The following is an 18193-nucleotide window of genomic DNA, read 5'->3' as shown; positions in this document are numbered from 1 at the left end:
GTTAATCCTCTCGGGCAAAAAGTGCCTCTATAAAATCGTCCGCTTTAAACGGACGTAAATCCTCGATACGTTCGCCCACACCGATATAGCGGATAGGGATGCCAAACTGATCGGCAACCGAGAAGATGACCCCGCCCTTCGCTGTACCGTCCAGCTTAGTCAGGGTGATACCGGTTAAGCCCACGGCTTCATGGAACAGTTTGGCCTGGCTTATCGCATTCTGCCCGGTGCTGGCGTCGATAGTCAGCATAACTTCATGCGGCGCATCTTCGTCGAGCTTCTTCATGACGCGAACGATTTTTTTCAATTCTTCCATCAGGTGCGATTTGTTCTGTAAACGCCCTGCGGTATCAGCGATCAGCACATCTACATTACGCGCCTTCGCCGCCTGGATGGCATCAAAGATGACGGACGCGGAATCCGCGCCGGTATGCTGAGCAATCACCGGGATGTTGTTACGCTGCCCCCAGACCTGCAGCTGCTCTACCGCCGCCGCACGGAAGGTATCGCCCGCCGCCAGCATCACCGATTTACCCTGCTGCTCAAACTGACGCGCCAGCTTTCCGATAGTGGTGGTTTTACCCACGCCGTTGACGCCAACCATTAAGATAACAAACGGCGTCTTGCCATCAACATTCAGCGGTTCTTCCACCTTCGCCAGAATCTCGCCCATCTCTTCTTTCAGCAGACCGTACAGCGCTTCCGCGTCTTTGAGCTGCTTACGGCTGGCACCTTCCGTCAGATTCGCAATAATCTTGCGGGTCGTTTCTACGCCCACGTCGGCGATCAGCAGTTGCTCTTCCAGCTCTTCAAACAGATCATCGTCGATCTTTTTACCACGGAACAGACTGATAAATCCGGAACCAAGGTTTTCTTTTGTTTTCAGGAGGCTGCGTTTCAGACGCGCAAAGAAACCTTCTTTCGTTGGTTTTTCCTGCTCCTGGACTCCCTCTTCTTCCGTCGGTGCTTCTACGGCAGGTTCTTCTACCGGCACCACCATCACGGCTTCTTCGGCAGCCTCAGCAGCCAGCGCCTGCGCTTCCAGCTCTTCATCAGTCAGGTGCGGTTCGTTTTCGGCTTCTTCTTCAACCGCCTCAACGATTTCCACGGTTTCCGCTTCGGCCTGCCACTCTTCGGCAGAAACCTCTTCGGTTTTCACCTCTTCCGGCAGCGGCAATTCTTCGCGTTCGATAACCGTCGCTGCTGGCGTTTCCACAACGGGTTCAGCTGCAGGTTCAGCAACCCGCTCAATCTCCGGCTGCGGTTGTTCGGCAACAGGTTCTGCTTCCGGCTGCAGTTTTTCGATTTCCGCAACCTGTTCAGTCACTTCAACAACTTCAGCTGCAAAAGCTTCCGTTTCCGCCTCGCTACGGGTTTCCTCGGCGTGCGGCTGTTCGTCAACGACGGTAGTTTCTTCAGCAACCGGTTGTTGTTCTTCGTTTTTTAATTCTGTCTCGTTTTCCGGTGCCTGCTCTTTTTGACCAAAGCCCAGCCAGGAAAAAAAGCCACGTTTTTTCTCTTTCGCCATTTGCGACTACACTCCCCCGCTGTTGCTTCATGGCACAGCGTCAACGCTATGTACATAGCAGCTAAAAAAATGATGAAATAGTCTATCACTTATACCCAATGAATTTCGAGTTACGTCAAGGTGGCAAGCGCACGAATCCCGATGAGCTTACTTTTAGTAAGTGATTCGGGTGAGTAAGTGCAGCCAACGAAGAGGTAACTTGAAAGGCGACGGGTTAACTTAACTCACATCACCGCCTGGAATGACACGTCAGCAGCGGATTGAGCAATAATTGAAATGAAAAAACCGAATCACTCTGGTAGCGGCCAGATCCGCATTATTGGCGGCCAATGGCGTGGCCGTAAACTCCCGGTTCCGGATAGTCCCGGTCTGCGCCCAACCACCGACCGCGTACGCGAAACCTTATTTAACTGGCTGGCCCCGGTAATGGTCGATGCTCACTGCCTGGACTGCTTCGCCGGCAGCGGCGCGCTGGGGCTGGAAGCCCTCTCTCGCTATGCGGCAAATGCGACGCTTCTGGAAATGGATCGCGCGGTATCACAGCAGCTACAAAACAATCTCGCCACGCTGAAAGCTCCCCATGCCCGGGTCGTCAACACCAATACCCTGACATTTTTGGCCCAGACGGGTACGCCGCATAACGTGGTGTTTGTTGACCCGCCGTTTCGCAAAGGATTACTGGAAGAAACATTAACTCTTCTGGAAACTCATGGCTGGCTGGCAAATGAAGCGTATATTTACGTTGAAAGCGAAGTAGAAAACGGTTTGCCGCCGGTTCCGGTGAACTGGTCGCTGTACCGTGAAAAAGTCGCCGGACAGGTCGCCTATCGCCTTTACCAACGTGAAGCACGAGGAGAACACGATGCTGATTAACCTGGGACGCCTGCTGATGTTGTGCGTCTGGGCATTTTTACTACTCAATATTTTCCAACCCTTTCCACGCCCGCTTAACATCTTCGTTAACGTCGCACTGATTTTTATGGTGCTGATGCATGGCATGCAACTGGCGCTGTTAAAAAGCACCATGCCTAAAGATGGCCCGCAGATGACCCGCGGAGAGAAAATCCGTATTTTTCTGTTCGGCGTCTTTGAGTTACTGGTTTGGCAGAAGAAGATTAAAGATCAGTTGAAAAAGTAACTGTGATCTTTTCGCCCGGCGGCGCTTAGCAGGCCGGGGCGACAAAATCTCCAGGCCGGACAAAGCGTAAGCCGCCATCCGGCATCAGTCAGATGAAACCTTAGCGTTCACTGTAAAATCAACAAAACGCGAACCTTTGTAACTCAGCGTTCCCTTATCCCCGACCGTTAACGCATGGTACTGCTGGGCATCCAGACGAAACGTCTGCTCGAAGCCGCCACTTTGTGGCTTAAAACTGACTTCATAGCGCATGCTGGTCCCCGCCGGGCTCACTTCCTGCTGGCGGGATCGCCGATCGTTAAGCGGTTTTTCCCGTTTGTTACTCACCACCACCTGCTTATGCACTAACGGCGCCGTATCATTATCGGCTTTTTCACGCCGCTGCTGAACGAAGCGAAACGACGCAGCAACAACGATTAAGACAATGATAACAATGAAAAAAAGTGGTGGTTTGCTCATATTATTAACCCATCAGAAAATGCGGAAATAAGCATACATTGCCTGTTATGGTGTTGTCATCTGGCAGTGTCGACCTCTACACTGAACAGTAGAGCCGTGAGCACCCCGCTTACGAAAAAATAACGAATTCAAGGAACTAAGATGCTTTGGTCGTTTATCGCTGTCTGCCTTTCCGCATGGTTGTTCGTGGATGCTTCCTATCGTGGGCCCGCCTGGCAACGCTGGGTCTTTAAACCCCTAACCTTACTCCTGCTGGCGCTGCTGGCCTGGCAGGCGCCAATGTTTAATGCTGTCAGCTATCTGGTGCTGGCTGGCCTGCTTGCCTCGCTGCTGGGCGATGCGCTGACGCTGTTACCGCGCCAACGCCTTTTGTATGCCGTGGGGGCATTCTTCCTGTCGCATCTGCTGTATACCATTTACTTCGCCAGCCAAATGACGCTGTCGTTCTTCTGGCCTTTGCCGTTGGTGCTGGTGGTGCTGGGGGCGTTGCTGATTGCCGTGATCTGGACGCGACTGGAAGAGCTACGCATCGCTATCTGTACCTTTATTGGTATCACGCTGATGATGGTCTGGATGGCTGGTGAGCTGTGGTTCTTCCGCCCGACCGCTCCGGCGCTGTCGGCTTTTATGGGCGCATCACTCCTGTTCATCGGCAACATTGTCTGGCTGGGTAGCCATTACCGTCGCCGCTTCCGCGCCGATAACGCAATTGCTGCCGCCTGCTACTTCGCCGGACATTTCCTGATTGTTCGTTCGTTGTATCTTTAAAACGCTTGACTCTGGAGTCGACTCCAGAGTGTATCCTCCGGTTAATATGAAATGATTATCAACCGGAGGATGCCATGTCGACACCCGATTCCAGTGGCAAAAAAGCCCCACAATTTTCTTCTTTCAAGCTAGCGCCTGCGCCACAAAAGACTGACGACTGCTGCTGCGAAGGAAGTTGCGCCACCCCACCACCCGTATCCGGTACCGTAATGGGTACCCGCTACTCCTGGAAAGTGGCAGGCATGGACTGTGCAGCCTGCGCCCGAAAAGTGGAGAATGCGGTCCGCCAGGTCAACGGCGTCTACCAGGTCCAGGTTCTGTTCGCCACCGAAAAACTGGTAGTCGACGCGGGTTCCGATATCCGCCTGCAAGTTGAAAGCGCAGTGCAAAAGGCAGGCTATACCCTGCGCGATGAGCAAGCGCCAGACGCCGCCCCCGAGTCGCGATTTAAAGAGAACCTGCCGCTGATTTCGCTGATTATCATGATGGCGATTAGCTGGGGGCTGGAGCAGTTCAATCACCCCTTTGGCCAGATAGCATTTATCGCCACCACGCTGGTAGGTCTGTATCCCATTGCCCGTCAGGCCCTGCGTCTGATGAAAACCGGCAGCTACTTTGCCATTGAAACGTTGATGAGCGTGGCCGCCATTGGCGCACTGTTTATCGGCGCGACGGCAGAAGCCGCCATGGTGCTGCTGCTGTTTTTAATTGGCGAACGCCTGGAAGGATGGGCCGCCAGCCGCGCCCGTAAAGGGGTCAGCGCACTGATGGCGCTCAAGCCGGAAACCGCCACGCGCCTGCGTAACGGCGAGCGCGAAGAGGTTGCTATCAATACTCTCCAGCCAGGCGATGTTATCGAGGTTGCCGCGGGTGGGCGTTTACCTGCCGACGGCAAGCTGGTCTCCGGATTTGCCAGCTTTGATGAAAGCGCCCTGACCGGCGAATCGATACCGGTTGAGCGCGCCACCGGCGAGAAAGTCCCGGCGGGCGCCACCAGCGTGGACCGTCTGGTAACGCTGGAAGTACTCTCCGAACCGGGTGCCAGCGCCATTGACCGTATTCTGAAATTGATTGAAGAAGCGGAAGAACGCCGTGCCCCCATTGAGCGCTTTATTGACCGTTTCAGCCGGATTTACACCCCAGCCATTATGGCGGTTGCGTTGTTGGTCACCCTTGTACCACCGCTGCTGTTTGCCGCATCCTGGCAGGAGTGGATTTATAAAGGGCTGACGCTGCTGCTGATTGGCTGTCCATGTGCGCTGGTGATTTCCACACCCGCCGCCATTACCTCTGGCCTTGCCGCCGCGGCACGTCGTGGCGCGTTAATCAAAGGCGGGGCCGCGCTGGAGCAGTTGGGTAGGGTAACGCAGGTCGCGTTTGATAAAACCGGCACCCTGACCGTCGGTAAACCGCGCGTCACGGCGATTCACCCGGCAAGCGGTATTGGCGAGGCAGAACTGCTGGCGCTGGCGGCAGCAGTAGAGCAAGGCGCGACGCACCCGCTGGCGCTGGCGATTGTTCGGGAAGCCCAAACGCGCGAACTGACTATCCCTGTCGCAAAAGATCAGCGGGCGCTGGTTGGCTCTGGCATTGAAGCACTGGTCAACGGCGAACGCGTGCTGATTTGCGCCGCCGGTAAGCAGCCTGCCGATGCTTTTGCCGGGCAGATAAGCGAGCTGGAAAGCGCGGGTCAAACGGTGGTGCTGGTGCTGCGTAACGATGCCGTTCTCGGCGTGCTGGCCCTACAGGACACGCTGCGCGACGACGCCCGTAGCGCCATCAGCGAGCTTAATCAGATTGGCGTGAAAGGGGTGATCCTGACGGGTGATAACCCGCGAGCGGCGGCAGCTATTGCCAGTGAATTGGGTCTCGAATTCAAAGCGGGTCTATTACCGGAAGATAAAGTACAGGCCGTTACCCATCTTAACCAACAGTCGCCGCTGGCGATGGTCGGCGACGGCATCAACGACGCTCCGGCAATGAAAGCAGCCACCATTGGCATTGCGATGGGAAGCGGGACCGATGTCGCGCTGGAAACCGCCGATGCCGCCCTGACCCACAACCGCCTGCGTGGTCTGGTGCAAATGATTCAGTTAGCCCGCGCCACCCACGCCAATATTCGCCAGAACATTGCGATTGCGCTAGGCCTGAAGGGGATTTTCCTCGTCACCACGCTGCTCGGGATAACCGGACTGTGGCTGGCGGTGCTGGCAGATACGGGGGCGACGGTACTGGTGACCGCTAACGCGCTGCGGTTACTACGTAAAGGATAATGCGTCTGTGCCGGACGGCAGTTGCATTAGCGCCATCCGGCTGAGATTACTGGCCTTTGCGCACCAGATAGCGGTACGGCAGAGAATCGGTCTCTTTTGCTACCAGCTCATGCTCCATAAAGGTACAGAAGCCGGGAATGTCACGGGTTGTCGCCGGATCGTCGGCGACAATCAGCAGCGTTTCACCCGCCTGCATGCCGCGCACGGTTTTACGCACCATCATTACGGGTTCCGGGCAGCGCAGCCCCTGGGCATCAAGAGTATGGTCGGGAGAGGTAAACAGATCGCTCATCGTAGTCTCGTTCATTCAAAAACGGCGTTATTTTACGCTCTGTTGTGGCGTAAGCCAATCAGGTTAACGATTGCGTGAAAAACAACCATTGCAATGTGCTCTTAAAGCAGTATCATGCGACGGTTTTTTATTGGGTTCCCTCACCCCATCCAACAAAAAGGTCACAATATGACTCCGTTTACACAATCTCAACGCGTAAAAGCGTTGTTTTGGCTATCGCTATTTCATCTGCTGGTGATCACCTCCAGCAACTATCTGGTGCAGCTACCGATCTCCATTTTTGGTTTCCATACCACATGGGGCGCTTTCAGCTTTCCGTTTATTTTCCTCGCGACCGATCTGACCGTGCGTATTTTTGGCGCTCCGTTGGCACGACGTATCATCTTTGCGGTAATGATCCCCGCGCTGCTGATCTCCTATGTCGTTTCATCACTGTTCTATATGGGATCGTGGCAGGGATTCGGCGCACTGCTGCACTTTAATCTGTTTGTCGCCCGTATCGCCGCCGCCAGCTTTATGGCTTACGCGCTGGGTCAAATTCTGGATGTGCATGTCTTTAACCGCCTACGTCAGAACCGTCGCTGGTGGCTGGCGCCAACGGCTTCCACGCTGTTTGGCAACATCAGCGATACGTTAGCCTTCTTCTTTATCGCTTTCTGGCGCAGCCCAGATGCCTTTATGGCCGAGCACTGGATGGAAATCGCGCTGGTTGACTACTGCTTCAAAGTGCTGATCAGCATTATTTTCTTCCTGCCGATGTACGGCGTGCTGCTGAATATGTTACTGAAAAGGCTGGCAGATAAATCCGAAATCGCTGCATTGCAGACGAGTTAAAGGTTCATTTTCCGAGTTGTGATAAGATGGACGAATGAGCCGTTATGGCCGTTTATCGAAAGGAAGAAGTCAATGCGCAATCTGGTTAAATATGTCGGTATTGGCCTGCTGGTTATGGGGCTTGCGGCCTGTGATAATAGCGATACAAAAGCGCCAGCAGAGGGTGCTGCCGCAGAAAGTAGCGCCACCGGACAACCGGTCAGCTTGCTGGACGGTAAACTCAGTTTTTCCCTGCCAGCGGATATGACCGATCAGAGCGGCAAACTGGGCACCCAAGCGAACAATATGCACGTTTATTCTGACGCAACCGGCCAGAAAGCGGTGATTGTGATTGTTGGCGACAATACCAACGAAGACCTGGCTGTGCTGGCAAAACGCCTGGAAGATCAGCAGCGTAGCCGCGACCCGCAGTTGCAGGTCGTCACCAATAAATCTATTGAGCTGAAAGGCCACACGCTGCAGCAGTTAGACAGCATCATCTCGGCCAAAGGCCAGACCGCTTACTCTTCCGTGGTGTTGGGTAAAGTCGATAACAAACTGCTGACTCTGCAAATCACGTTGCCTGCTGACGATCAGCAAAAAGCGCAGACTACCGCAGAAAACATCATTAACACGCTGGTTATCCAGTAACAGTTAAGACGATGACTCGGCCTCCGGTGACACCACCTGAGGCCGTTTTTTTAATCGCCAGGTCAGCAATAACGCCACCGCCACCAACCCTGCCGCCGCCAGATAGATAACCGGCACGCCCGCCCACGTCATGACCAGCCCGGCCAGCGGCCCCGTAACTCCCAGTGATAAATCCATAAACACCGTATACGTCGCCAGCGCAGCGCCCTGATTTTGCTGCGGGACGGCTTTTACCGCCACCACGCCCAGCGCCGGGAACACCAGCGAGAACCCTGCACCGGCCAGCAGGACGCCGCTTTTCGCCATCCACGGCATGGAAGCCATCCCGACCAGCAGCAGCCCAACAATCTCGACGCTAAAGCAGATCATCGCCACATTTAGTCCACCTAAACGGTTGATACCATTTGGGAATAACAGGCGGGTCCCCACAAACGTGCAGCTAAAAAGCGTCAGCGCGAAAGCGGCACCGTCCCAGCCTTTGGCATCATAAAACAGGGTAATGAAAGTGGCGATCACGCCAAATCCGGCTGAGGCCAGGGCCAGCGCCATGCCGTACAACCAGACACGCCCAAGCACCGCGCGAAACGGCAACGGTTTGCCTTTGCTGGCCTTCACCGCCGGACGAGGGAGCGCCAGCAGTATTGCCAACAGCGCCACGCCCATCACGGTCATCGCCAATCCCTGTAAGCCACCCCAGGCATAAAACAGAACGCCCAGCGGAGCGCCTATCGCCATCGCGCCATAGGTCACGATGCCGTTCCACGAAATCACCCGTCCGATGTGCATTGAACCAACGACCCCAACCCCCCACAGCGTAGAGCCAGTCCCGGCAAAGCTTTGCCCGATCCCTAGAATCACGCGCCCCAGGCATAACAGCAGCAGGCTGGCCAGCGGCCAGCCATTCGTGAAGCCCGCCAGGAAGTAGCCCAGACCACTTAAAAAACAGCCACACAGTCCGAATACCACAATCTTCTTTGGCCCCAGCAGGTCGGCATAGCGACCTGCATGTGGACGGCTCAGCAGCGTAGCGAAATATTGCAGGCTGATGACCAGCCCTGCCCAAAAAGCGCTAAATCCCATCACATCATGGACATAGCCTGGCAATACAGCGAGCGGCAGACCAATGGTCAGGTAGCTGGCGAAGTTAAACATCACCACAGAGACAATACGCAGATTAAGGCGTAAACCGCTAAGCGTCGGTTCAGCGACGGGTTCGGGCATGGAGGATCACCACGTTTTCACAACAGTGTTTCATTTCTACCATGTTGCCGGGCAGAAATCAGTAGTCAGTTTAGGAATATCAGTCGCAAGCCAGCCGCTACACTTAATGCAAAAACGCAAACAGGAAGACGACATGACAACCGCCCAGCCCGATAAAACGGGTTTGCACATTCTGCTCAAACTGGCCGCTCTGGTGGTGATCCTCGCGGGTATTCATGCCGCGGCGGATATCATCGTACAGCTTCTGCTGGCCCTTTTTTTTGCCATTGTATTGAATCCGCTGGTCACCTGGTTTATTCGCCGGGGTGTACGTCGGCCGGTCGCGATAACGTTAGTCGTGGTGGTAATGCTGATCGTTCTTACGGCGTTAATCGGCGTTCTGGCGTCATCCATTACTGAATTCATGGCCATGCTGCCAAAATACAACAAGGAGCTGACGCGCAAGGTTCTGTATCTGCAAGAGATGGTGCCTTTTCTGAATCTGCATATGTCCCCGGAGCGCATGCTGCAACGTATGGACTCCGACAAGCTGATGACCTTCACAACCACGCTGATGACAAGTCTTTCCGGTGCCATGGCCAGCGTCGTTCTGCTGGTGATGACGGTGGTCTTTATGTTGTTTGAGGTGCGTCATGTCCCCTATAAGCTGCGCTTTGCGCTGAACAACCCCCAAATCCATATTGCGGGGCTCCATCGGGCGCTGAAAGGTGTTTCTCACTATCTGGCGCTGAAAACGTTGCTCAGCTTATGGACCGGTGCCATCGTCTGGCTGGGACTGGCGCTAATGGGGATTCAGTTTGCTCTGATGTGGGGTGTGCTGGCATTCCTGCTAAACTACGTGCCCAACATTGGCTCGGTCATTTCCGCCGTTCCACCCATGATCCAGGCGCTGCTGTTCAACGGCGTTTACGAATGTGTGCTGGTTGGGGCGCTGTTTCTGGTGGTGCATATGGTAATTGGCAATATCCTTGAGCCCCGCATGATGGGGCACCGGCTGGGATTATCGACGCTAATCGTGTTTCTCTCTCTGTTGGTGTGGGGATGGCTGCTTGGTCCGGTAGGTATGCTGCTCTCCGTGCCGTTAACCAGCGTGTGTAAAATCTGGATGGAAACCACCACAGGCGGTAGCAAACTGGCAATTTTGCTGGGACCCGGCAGGCCCAAAAGTCGATTACCTGGATAAACTTGCAAACAGCATGTATAGAATGGTAAACAACCCCATTATTACTAAAGGTTAGCCCTGATATGTACCGGATCGTTCTTGGGAAAGTTTCTGTTTTAAGCGCTGGCACACTGCCTGCCGCACTGCGTGAGCAGGCCCCGCAAGGCGCTCGTCGTGCGCGCTGGCTGGCAGGTCGCGTGCTGCTTTCCCATACTCTTTCGCCATTACCGGACATCGTCTACAGCGAGCAAGGAAAACCGGCCTTTTCCGCCGACACACCGCTGTGGTTCAATCTCAGCCACAGCGGTGATGATATTGCCCTGCTGCTCAGCGACGAAGGGGAAGTCGGCTGTGATATTGAAGTCGTTCGCCCGCGCGATAACTGGCAGACGCTGGCAAATACGGTGTTCAGTCTCAGGGAACATGCCGAAGTTGAGGCCGAACGCCCGGAGCAACAGCTGGCGGCGTTCTGGCGCATCTGGACGCGTAAAGAAGCTATCGTGAAACAGCGTGGCGGCAGCGCCTGGCAAATTGTCAGTGTCGACAGCACCGCGCTAACCTCCTCACTCTCAGTCAGCCAGTGCCAGCTCGATACCCTGAGCCTGGCGGTGTGTACGCCCACGCCGTTTACTCTGACCGCCGACGCCGTGCAGCGTCTGGAAGCCTTAGCGTAAATTTTCCGGGAAGTTTTCCGGCAATTCACTGGCCGCACAGGCAATAACGCTGTCATTATTCGCCCCACAGTCACGCACGAAGGTGATGGTCGCAAACTCGTCAATCACCTCAGTTGGATATGCCGGACCCGCATCGCGATATGACATCATCAGCGGAATATGGTCATTCTGGAAACAGACAGTTTTTTGCGGATGGTTAATCACCCAGCGTGGGAAAAAGATGGTGCCGTGAAAGAGTTTGTCGCCCAGATTTACGATCAGGCTGACGTCGGTCCCGGTCGGTTCGGTCCATGAAATTTTATAAACACTCTCGCCAACCCGCACAATGTACGCCCGCTGATCCTTCACCCAACGATTCCCCACAATGCCGCTGTGAATACGGTAATCCAGAGTGGTGTCGTTTTTCACGTAGATCTCGTAATTCCAGCCATTATCGTAGGTATAGACCAGATGTTTGCCGACAAAGCCGCTCAAATCATGTTTATCAAAAGTGCTCATATTCGTTCTCCTCTTACTTGATGCGAGGATCTTACCGCTTCAAAAATTGGATGAATAACGCTATGTTTACATCATATTCATTCAATTTTTAGATGAGTTATGCACAAGACAACGCTGGAGCAATGGGCCTTACTGGAGAAAGTCGTGGAGCTGGGCAGCTTTGCGAAAGCTGCGGAAGAGACCAACCGTAGCCAGTCTTCGGTGAGCTACAACCTGGCGCTACTGCAGGAGCGGCTTGGCGTGACGCTGCTGACGCCGGAAGGTCGCAGGGCGGTATTAACCCCTGCGGGAGAGCTACTGTTGGGCCAGGTCAAACCGTTACTGAAGGCCTTTTTATGGGTGGAAACCCGGGCAGCAACGTTGCAAAACGGCACGCGAACGCGGCTGGATTTCATGGTAGATAGCATCTTCCCACGCAAACGCCTGTTCGCGATCCTCAAGCAGTTTCAGCAGGCGTGGCCGCAGACGCAGGTACGTTTGACCGAAGTACTGGAGAATGCTGACGATCGACTGGCAGCGCATGCCGATGCGGACGTGATGGTCCTGACCCGACGCCAGGATATCACCGGCCGCGGCGAATGGCTGATGAATATTGACTTCGTGGCCGTTGCCCACCGCGATCACCCACTCTGCATGCTGGATGCGCCGCTGGATGAAGACGCGTTACGCGCGTGGCCGCTGATTCGCATTGCCGATCGCGACAACCCGCAGCAAGCGGTGCGCGATGCCTGGACCTTCTCGACCATTGATGCCGCGATTGAGGCGGTGATGTATCAGGTCGGTTACGGCTGGTTGCCTGAGGAGCGAATTCAGCAGCAGCTTGAGCAGGGGCTATTACGACCGCTGCCGTTAAGCCATGGCGCTCGCCGTGCCACCCCGCTGCATCTGATCGTCAAAGACACGCTCGCGCCGCTGGATGAACAGGTAACAACCCTGCTGCGTTTATTGCGAGAGCATTAACCTTTTCCCCGGATGCCGGACGTGTGTTACAAAATACGCTATTCCCCTTACTCCCTGTGCGCCCACGCGCCACATGAAAGGTTAATTGCAGATGCAACGAGTCACCATTACCCTCGATGACGATTTACTGGAAACGCTCGACAGCTTGAGCCAGCGCCGTGGCTATAACAACCGTTCCGAAGCGATCCGCGATATTCTGCGCGGCGCACTGGCGCAGGAAACCACCCAGGAGCACGGCACTCAGGGATTCGCAGTGCTCTCGTATGTTTATGAGCATGAGAAGCGTGACCTGGCGAGCCGTATTGTTTCCACCCAACATCACCACCACGATTTATCAGTCGCCACGCTGCACGTGCACATCAACCATGACGACTGTCTGGAAATCGCTGTGCTAAAAGGTGACATGGGCGATGTGCAGCATTTTGCCGATGACGTGATTTCCCAGCGCGGCGTGCGCCACGGTCATCTGCAGTGCCTGCCGAAAGAAGAGTAATTGCTTGTTTTGTTGCCCGGCCTACATTCGTTCCCGTTTGTAGGCCGGATAAGGCGCAGCCGCCATCCGGCAATAGTATTTACGCCATCGTGCCAATCGTCTTTCTGAAACGCAGCAGCGCTATCACGAAGAACGTACTGCCAATCGCCAGCAGCGTCAGGAACTGCGGCCAGACAATGTTAAACCCTGCGCCGCGGTAAAGTATCGCCTGCGCAAGGCTAACAAAATGGGTAGTCGGCATCGTCAGCATGATGTCCTGCACCGCCTGCGGCATGCTTTCACGCGGTGTAGAGCCGCCGGAGAGCATCTGTAACGGCAGCAGTACCAGAATCATCAGCAACCCCAGTTGTGGCATGGAGCGCGCCAGCGTGCCCATAAAAATGCCGATTGATGTGGTGGCGAACAGGCTCAGCGCCACTCCCAGCATAAATAGCGGTATCGAGCCTTCAATCGGTACGCCAAGCACCCCTTTTACCATCAGCATCAACGACAGACCGGAAACCACCAGCACCACCAGCCCCATCGACCAGATTTTTGCCATCATGATTTCAAACGGCGTCACTGGCATCACCAGCAGGTGCTCAATGGTCCCATGTTCACGCTCGCGAATCAGCGCCGACCCGGTAAGCACAATCGCCAGCATGGTGATGTTGTTGATAATCGCCATCACCGCGCCAAAGCGGGCGGGTTCCAGATTAGGGTTAAAGCGCATACGCATTTCCAGCGCCACTGGCAGCTCGCTGTTATCGCGGTAACGCGACACAAAGCTGTTCACCTCGCCACTGATGATATTCTGGATATAGCTGTTGCCGGTAAAGGCCTGGCTCATCCGCGTGGCATCGACGTTAACCTGAATATCCGGCTGCCGCCCAGCCAGTACATCGCGCTGAAAATCAGGCGGAATGTTCACAGCGAAGGTATAGCGCCCGGCATCCAGCCCGGCATCCATCTCATCGGCGGTAATCATCTCCGGTGGTAAAAACCACGGACGATAAAAACTGTTCACAATGCGATTCGACAACTGCGACTGGTCCATATCGGCAATGGCAATCGGCGCCAGGTGCAGCGACCCTGGCAGAACGGTCGCAGAAGAGTAAACCGAGACCGTGAAGGCGAAGACGATCAGCGTCAGCATCGCTTTGTCACCCAGCAGGCTGCGTAACTCTTTGATGCCGAGGTTATAAATATTCCGTAATCGGCGCATCACCCCTCCTGTTTTTTCAGCAGCAATACGCTCAGACCAATGACCACTGGAATGGCTACCGCCAGCGGAATAAACAGCGGCCAGAGATCGGTCAGATCCAGCGCTTTAGAGAACGTCCCGCGCGCGATGGTCAGAAAATGGCTGGTCGGGTAAATTTCGCCAATCCACCGTCCCGGCCCTTCCAGCGAGGCGACCGGGTCGATCATCCCGGAAAACTGCGTCGCCGGGATCAGCGTAATAATCGCCGTACCAAAAATGGCGGCGATCTGACTTTTCATAAACGTGGAGATTAACAATCCCAGCCCGGTGGCAATGGTGACGTACAGCAGCGCGGCCAGCGTCAGGGTCACAAAACTCCCCTTATGCGGGACGCCGAATACAAACACCGACAGCGCGCACAGCAGCAGGAAGTTCAGCATGCCCAGCACGATGTAAGGCAACTGTTTGCCGAGTAAAAACTCGCTGCGGGTAGTGGGCGTCACGTACAGGTTGATAATCGACCCCAGCTCTTTCTCACGCACCACGCTCAGAGCGCTGAGCATGGAGGGGATCATCATCAACAGCAGCGGGATCACCGCCGGAACAATCGCTGGCAGGCTTTTCACATCCGGGTTGTAACGATAGCGAGTTTCAATGGTCATCAATCCGTTTTGCCCGCTGGTATTTGGCTGACGCGCCATCACATCCTGCAGCCAGGTCTGGTGCATCGCCTGCACGTAGCCTCTGACCGTTTCCGCACGGCTCGGCATTGCGCCATCGACCCAGACGCCAATCTTCACCGGCGTTCCACGCGCGATATCGCGGCCAAAATTTGGCGGGATCTCTATGGCTACCGCGACTTCGCCCGAGCGCATCCGTTTGTCCAGCTCGTCATAGCTGGTGAGCGGCGGCTGCTCGATAAAATAGCGCGATCCCGCCAGATTCAGCGTCCACGCCTGGCTGCTGACTGTCTGATCACGATCGAGCACCGAAAAACGCAGGTTTTCCACATCCATGCTGATGCCGTAGCCCATGATCAACATCAGGATCACCGTGCCCATCAGCGCCAGCGTTGAACGTACCGGATCACGTCGCAGCTCCAGCGCTTCGCGGCGGCTGTAGCTGAACAAGCGCCGCAGGCTAAATCCCTGGTGCGGCGGCTGACTGTTTTCATGCACTGCCGGGATATTGGCTGGCGGTAACTGAGCCTCCGGCGCCGGACCTGCCGCTTCCTGTAACCAGGAGATAAACGCTTCTTCCAGACTGGCGGCACCACGCTGTTTCACCAGCTCCTGCGGCGTACCGCTGGCCAGGACTTTTCCGGCGTGCATCAGCGACATACGGTCGCAGCGCTCCGCTTCGTTCATAAAATGGGTGGAGATAAAAATGGTCACTTTATCCTGACGCGACAGATCGACCATCAGTTGCCAGAACATGTCTCTCGCCACCGGATCGACCCCGGAGGTTGGTTCATCGAGAATGAGCATCTCCGGGCGATGGATCACCGCCACCGCCAGCGACAGGCGTTGACGGATCCCCAACGGTAGCGCGCCGGGCAACGCGTCTTCGACTTCGGTCAGCGAAAAGCGCTGACTCATCTCTTGTACCCGCCCCGGGATTTCTGCTTCGGGGATATGGAACAACCGCGCGTGTAGCTCGAGGTTTTGCCGTACGGTCAGCTCGCTGTAGAGCGAAAACGCCTGCGACATATAGCCTACCCGGCGACGGGTATCGATATTCTTCGGGTCAACCGCTTGCCCAAACAGCCACGCCTCACCTTCACTTGCGGGTAGCAGCCCGGTGAGCATTTTCATGGTGGTGGATTTACCGCAGCCGTTGGAGCCGAGAAAACCGAAGATTTCCCCGCGCGGAATACGAAAGTTAACGTGGTCAACGGCCACGAACTTGCCGAAGCGCATGGTCAGATCTTTCGCCTCGATGGCAATCTCTTCCTGCTCAGCGTGATACGGCGGGATCACCACTGGCTTATGCGCCTGACGCTGGGCTTCGGGTAACAGCGCGATAAACGCCTGCTCCAGCGTGTCGGTGTTGGTTTTTTCGCGTAGCTGCTGCGCGCTCCCGGTGGCCAGCACCTCCCCGGCGTTCATCGCCACCAGCCAGTCAAAGCGCTCGGCTTCTTCCATGTAGGCGGTCGCAACCAGCACGCTCATGTTGGTCTGCCGCTGGCGAATGCTGTTAATCAGATCCCAGAACTGGGCGCGGGACAGCGGGTCGACCCCGGTGGTAGGTTCATCGAGAATTAACAGTTCCGGGTCATGGATCAACGCGCAGCACAGCCCCAGCTTTTGCTTCATCCCACCCGAGAGTTTCCCGGCCGGACGATCGCGAAACGGCGCCAGTCCGGTGCTGTTCAGCAGCTCGGTAATCCGCGCTTCGCGCTCCGCTTTGTCATGGCCAAACAGCCGGGCAAAGAAATCGACGTTCTCATACACCGACAGCGTGTGGTACAGGTTTTTCCCCAACCCCTGCGGCATCCAGGCAATGCGCGGGCAGACATCCCGGCGATGTTTCGGGTCGCGCATATCGCCGCCCAGCACCATCACGTTACCGTGTTCAATGACTCGCGCGCCGGAGATGAGCGACAGCAGGCTTGATTTTCCGACGCCATCCGGGCCAATCAGCCCCACCATACAGCGGGCGGGGATATCCAGCGTGATATTGTTCAGCGCTACCGTTTTCCCGTAATGCTGACTCACGCCGTCAAGGTGCGCCACGGGAGGAACGGGAACCAGCGCCAGATGCGTCATTGCGGCAACCTCACCATCAGGTCGTCAGGCCAGGCTCGATTTTCATCGATACGCACCCACGCCATGCCCGGCAGACCGGTTTTCACGTACTCGAGATGCTGCTGCAATAGCTCTGGCGGGATCCGCGCTTTAACGCGGAACATCAGCTTCAGCCGCTCATCGCTGGTTTCGACCGTTTTCGGTGTGAACTGCGCGACGCTTGCCACAAAGCTGATGGTCGCCGGAACACGCAGATCCGGTGCGGCATCCAGCACCAGGCGCGCTTCGCCGCCAATCTTCAGTAAGCCAGCCTGTTCGGTAGGCAAGAAGAACGTCATGTAGACATCGCTGAGATCGACCATATTCAGGACGCGCCCACCCGCAGAAAGCACCTCACCCGGCTCAGCAACGCGGTACTGCACGCGACCATCGCGCGGGGCTTTCAGCTCACTGTCATCAATATCAGCCGCAATACGACGTTCGGTGGCCTGCGCGGCTTCTACGCGGGTTTGCGCCTGAATGATGCTGGTGCGAGCGGCTTCAATTGCGGCTTTTGCCGCTGAGACCTGCGCCTTTGCGGATTCCAGCGCCGCACGTGCGCTTTCTGCCGCGGCCCGATCGTCATCCAGTTGTTGCTCAGACACGGCCCCACGCTGGGATAGCGAACGGGAACGCACGTGGCGTTTAGAAACCGACTGCAGCTCCGCCTCGCGCTGTTTTACTACCGACTGCGCGGCGCGCATTTCACTTTGCCGCTGTTCCAGCAGCGCTCGCGCCGCCGCCACCGCGCTTTCGGCCTCTTTGATTTGCGCGATCGCTTCCAGCCGCTGCTCCTGCAGCACGCGAGTATCCATTTTCGCCAACACCTCGCCCTGACGAACGAACTGCCCTTCCGACACAAGGATCGTGTCAATTCGCCCGGCAATCTTGGTAGCAATATCCACTTCGGTGGCTTCAATTCTGCCGTTGCTGGCTGCGAACCCCTCCGGTATTCCGGCAGGACGGAGCATCCACCATGCTATCGCAGCCACCACGACCAGGGTGCCCGCCCCCCACCACATCACATGACGCTTAAACTTATCCATATTCGACCCGCCGTAATCCCTGTTATCAAACGATGCGTGTCACAAAGCCCACTGAATAGCTATTCAGCGGGAGATTCCATCCGGGATGAGAAGGAATAAGAAACCATGGCCAGAGAGCGGACAGGCGTTAAGGCAACCAGCGCCGCGCAGGAAGTGAATGACGAAAATGCTGTGAAATCGGGTAGTAATGTTGTCATCATCAGCGTTCCTGGCCGGAAATGAAACACGCATACTCATAACTGCTATCT

Annotated in this window: 18 protein-coding genes and 1 pseudogene; 11 read left to right on the top strand and 8 right to left on the bottom strand. The window is 55.8% G+C overall.

What is annotated here, in order from left to right; genetic code table 11:
* Position 1: 1 nt before the first annotated feature.
* Positions 2-1528, bottom strand: coding sequence for a signal recognition particle-docking protein FtsY (gene ftsY, locus HV229_RS01180; RefSeq protein WP_181546731.1), 1527 nt, complete (start codon positions 1526-1528; stop codon positions 2-4).
* A 276-nt stretch (positions 1529-1804) separates the two neighbouring features.
* Between ftsY and rsmD the strand changes: the two genes are divergently transcribed.
* The gene (rsmD, locus tag HV229_RS01175) at positions 1805-2401 is read left to right on the top strand and encodes a 16S rRNA (guanine(966)-N(2))-methyltransferase (RefSeq protein ID WP_016157666.1); all 597 of its coding nucleotides are present in this window, start codon (positions 1805-1807) and stop codon (positions 2399-2401) included.
* Positions 2391-2666, top strand: coding sequence for a DUF1145 family protein (locus tag HV229_RS01170; RefSeq protein WP_016154842.1), 276 nt, complete (start codon positions 2391-2393; stop codon positions 2664-2666). The genes rsmD and HV229_RS01170 overlap by 11 nt, the downstream gene beginning before the upstream one ends.
* An 84-nt stretch (positions 2667-2750) precedes the next feature.
* On the opposite strand, the gene HV229_RS01165 is transcribed toward HV229_RS01170, so the two are convergent.
* Positions 2751-3125 (bottom strand): DUF2500 domain-containing protein, encoded by a 375-nt coding sequence (locus HV229_RS01165; protein ID WP_065554373.1) that lies wholly within the window; start codon positions 3123-3125, stop codon positions 2751-2753.
* Positions 3126-3266: 141 nt separating this feature from the next.
* Between HV229_RS01165 and HV229_RS01160 the strand changes: the two genes are divergently transcribed.
* Together HV229_RS01160 and zntA are read left to right on the top strand one after the other, a co-directional pair.
* Positions 3267-3893 carry a lysoplasmalogenase gene (locus tag HV229_RS01160; RefSeq protein ID WP_016154844.1) on the top strand — a complete coding sequence of 209 codons (627 nt, stop codon included), beginning with the start codon at positions 3267-3269 and terminating at the stop codon, positions 3891-3893.
* A 74-nt stretch (positions 3894-3967) separates the two neighbouring features.
* Positions 3968-6166 (top strand): Zn(II)/Cd(II)/Pb(II) translocating P-type ATPase ZntA, encoded by a 2199-nt coding sequence (gene zntA / locus HV229_RS01155; RefSeq protein WP_181546729.1) that lies wholly within the window; start codon positions 3968-3970, stop codon positions 6164-6166.
* 46 nt (positions 6167-6212) lie between these two features.
* On the opposite strand, the gene tusA is transcribed toward zntA, so the two are convergent.
* Positions 6213-6458 carry a sulfurtransferase TusA gene (tusA, locus tag HV229_RS01150; RefSeq protein WP_003827551.1) on the bottom strand — a complete coding sequence of 82 codons (246 nt, stop codon included), beginning with the start codon at positions 6456-6458 and terminating at the stop codon, positions 6213-6215.
* Positions 6459-6626: 168 nt separating this feature from the next.
* On the opposite strand from tusA, the gene HV229_RS01145 reads away from it, so the two are divergent.
* Positions 6627-7292, top strand: a complete 666-nt coding sequence (locus HV229_RS01145) for a 7-cyano-7-deazaguanine/7-aminomethyl-7-deazaguanine transporter (protein WP_016154846.1) — start codon at positions 6627-6629, stop codon at positions 7290-7292.
* 72 nt (positions 7293-7364) lie between these two features.
* A complete protein-coding gene (locus tag HV229_RS01140) occupies positions 7365-7922 on the top strand; it encodes a DcrB family lipoprotein (RefSeq protein WP_181546726.1) in 558 nt (185 codons plus the stop codon).
* A 3-nt stretch (positions 7923-7925) separates the two neighbouring features.
* Here the strand turns inward: HV229_RS01140 and HV229_RS01135 are convergent, their stop codons facing one another.
* Complete coding sequence (locus HV229_RS01135; protein WP_049283121.1) at positions 7926-9143, bottom strand: MFS transporter; 1218 nt, start codon at positions 9141-9143, stop codon at positions 7926-7928.
* Between the two features lie 133 nt (positions 9144-9276).
* Between HV229_RS01135 and HV229_RS01130 the strand changes: the two genes are divergently transcribed.
* Entirely contained in the window at positions 9277-10326 is a 1050-nt protein-coding gene (locus tag HV229_RS01130) for an AI-2E family transporter (protein ID WP_181546724.1), read from the top strand.
* A 62-nt stretch (positions 10327-10388) separates the two neighbouring features.
* A complete protein-coding gene (acpT, locus tag HV229_RS01125; protein ID WP_046274499.1) occupies positions 10389-10979 on the top strand; it encodes a 4'-phosphopantetheinyl transferase AcpT in 591 nt (196 codons plus the stop codon).
* Here acpT and HV229_RS01120 read toward each other — a convergent pair.
* Positions 10971-11477: a phenolic acid decarboxylase gene (locus HV229_RS01120; protein WP_142418081.1), complete on the bottom strand. Its 507-nt coding sequence runs from the start codon at positions 11475-11477 to the stop codon at positions 10971-10973. The two genes, acpT and HV229_RS01120, sit on opposite strands and share 9 nt — an antisense overlap.
* 99 nt (positions 11478-11576) lie before the next feature.
* Here HV229_RS01120 and HV229_RS01115 point away from each other — a divergent pair, with 99 nt between their 5' ends.
* The 3 genes and pseudogenes from HV229_RS01115 (at position 11577) to nikR (ending at position 12930) form a co-directional block, all read left to right on the top strand.
* Positions 11577-12437, top strand: coding sequence for a LysR family transcriptional regulator (locus HV229_RS01115; RefSeq protein WP_047415905.1), 861 nt, complete (start codon positions 11577-11579; stop codon positions 12435-12437).
* A pseudogene (gene nikE, locus HV229_RS26180) lies at positions 12434-12514 on the top strand (nickel import ATP-binding protein NikE); the annotation flags it as partial. The gene HV229_RS01115 and the pseudogene nikE, both read left to right, overlap by 4 nt.
* A 14-nt stretch (positions 12515-12528) precedes the next feature.
* Positions 12529-12930, top strand: coding sequence for a nickel-responsive transcriptional regulator NikR (nikR, locus tag HV229_RS01110; RefSeq protein ID WP_005121550.1), 402 nt, complete (start codon positions 12529-12531; stop codon positions 12928-12930).
* A gap of 79 nt (positions 12931-13009) precedes the next feature.
* On the opposite strand, the gene HV229_RS01105 is transcribed toward nikR, so the two are convergent.
* The 3 genes from HV229_RS01105 to HV229_RS01095 are packed head-to-tail and all read right to left on the bottom strand — an operon-like array spanning position 13010 to position 17945.
* Complete coding sequence (locus HV229_RS01105; protein ID WP_016157684.1) at positions 13010-14134, bottom strand: ABC transporter permease; 1125 nt, start codon at positions 14132-14134, stop codon at positions 13010-13012.
* Positions 14134-16881, bottom strand: coding sequence for a ribosome-associated ATPase/putative transporter RbbA (gene rbbA / locus HV229_RS01100; protein ID WP_181546722.1), 2748 nt, complete (start codon positions 16879-16881; stop codon positions 14134-14136). The genes HV229_RS01105 and rbbA overlap by 1 nt, the downstream gene beginning before the upstream one ends.
* A complete protein-coding gene (locus tag HV229_RS01095) occupies positions 16878-17945 on the bottom strand; it encodes an HlyD family efflux transporter periplasmic adaptor subunit (protein ID WP_046274495.1) in 1068 nt (355 codons plus the stop codon). The genes rbbA and HV229_RS01095 overlap by 4 nt, the downstream gene beginning before the upstream one ends.
* Positions 17946-18193: the final 248 nt, after the last annotated feature.

It is taken from the genome of Citrobacter sp. RHBSTW-00524 (assembly GCF_013747755.1).
In the GTDB taxonomy this organism is placed as follows: domain Bacteria; phylum Pseudomonadota; class Gammaproteobacteria; order Enterobacterales; family Enterobacteriaceae; genus Citrobacter; species Citrobacter braakii.
The sequence above is the reverse complement of the archived record's forward strand: the minus strand, read 5'-3'. Positions and strand labels throughout refer to the sequence as shown.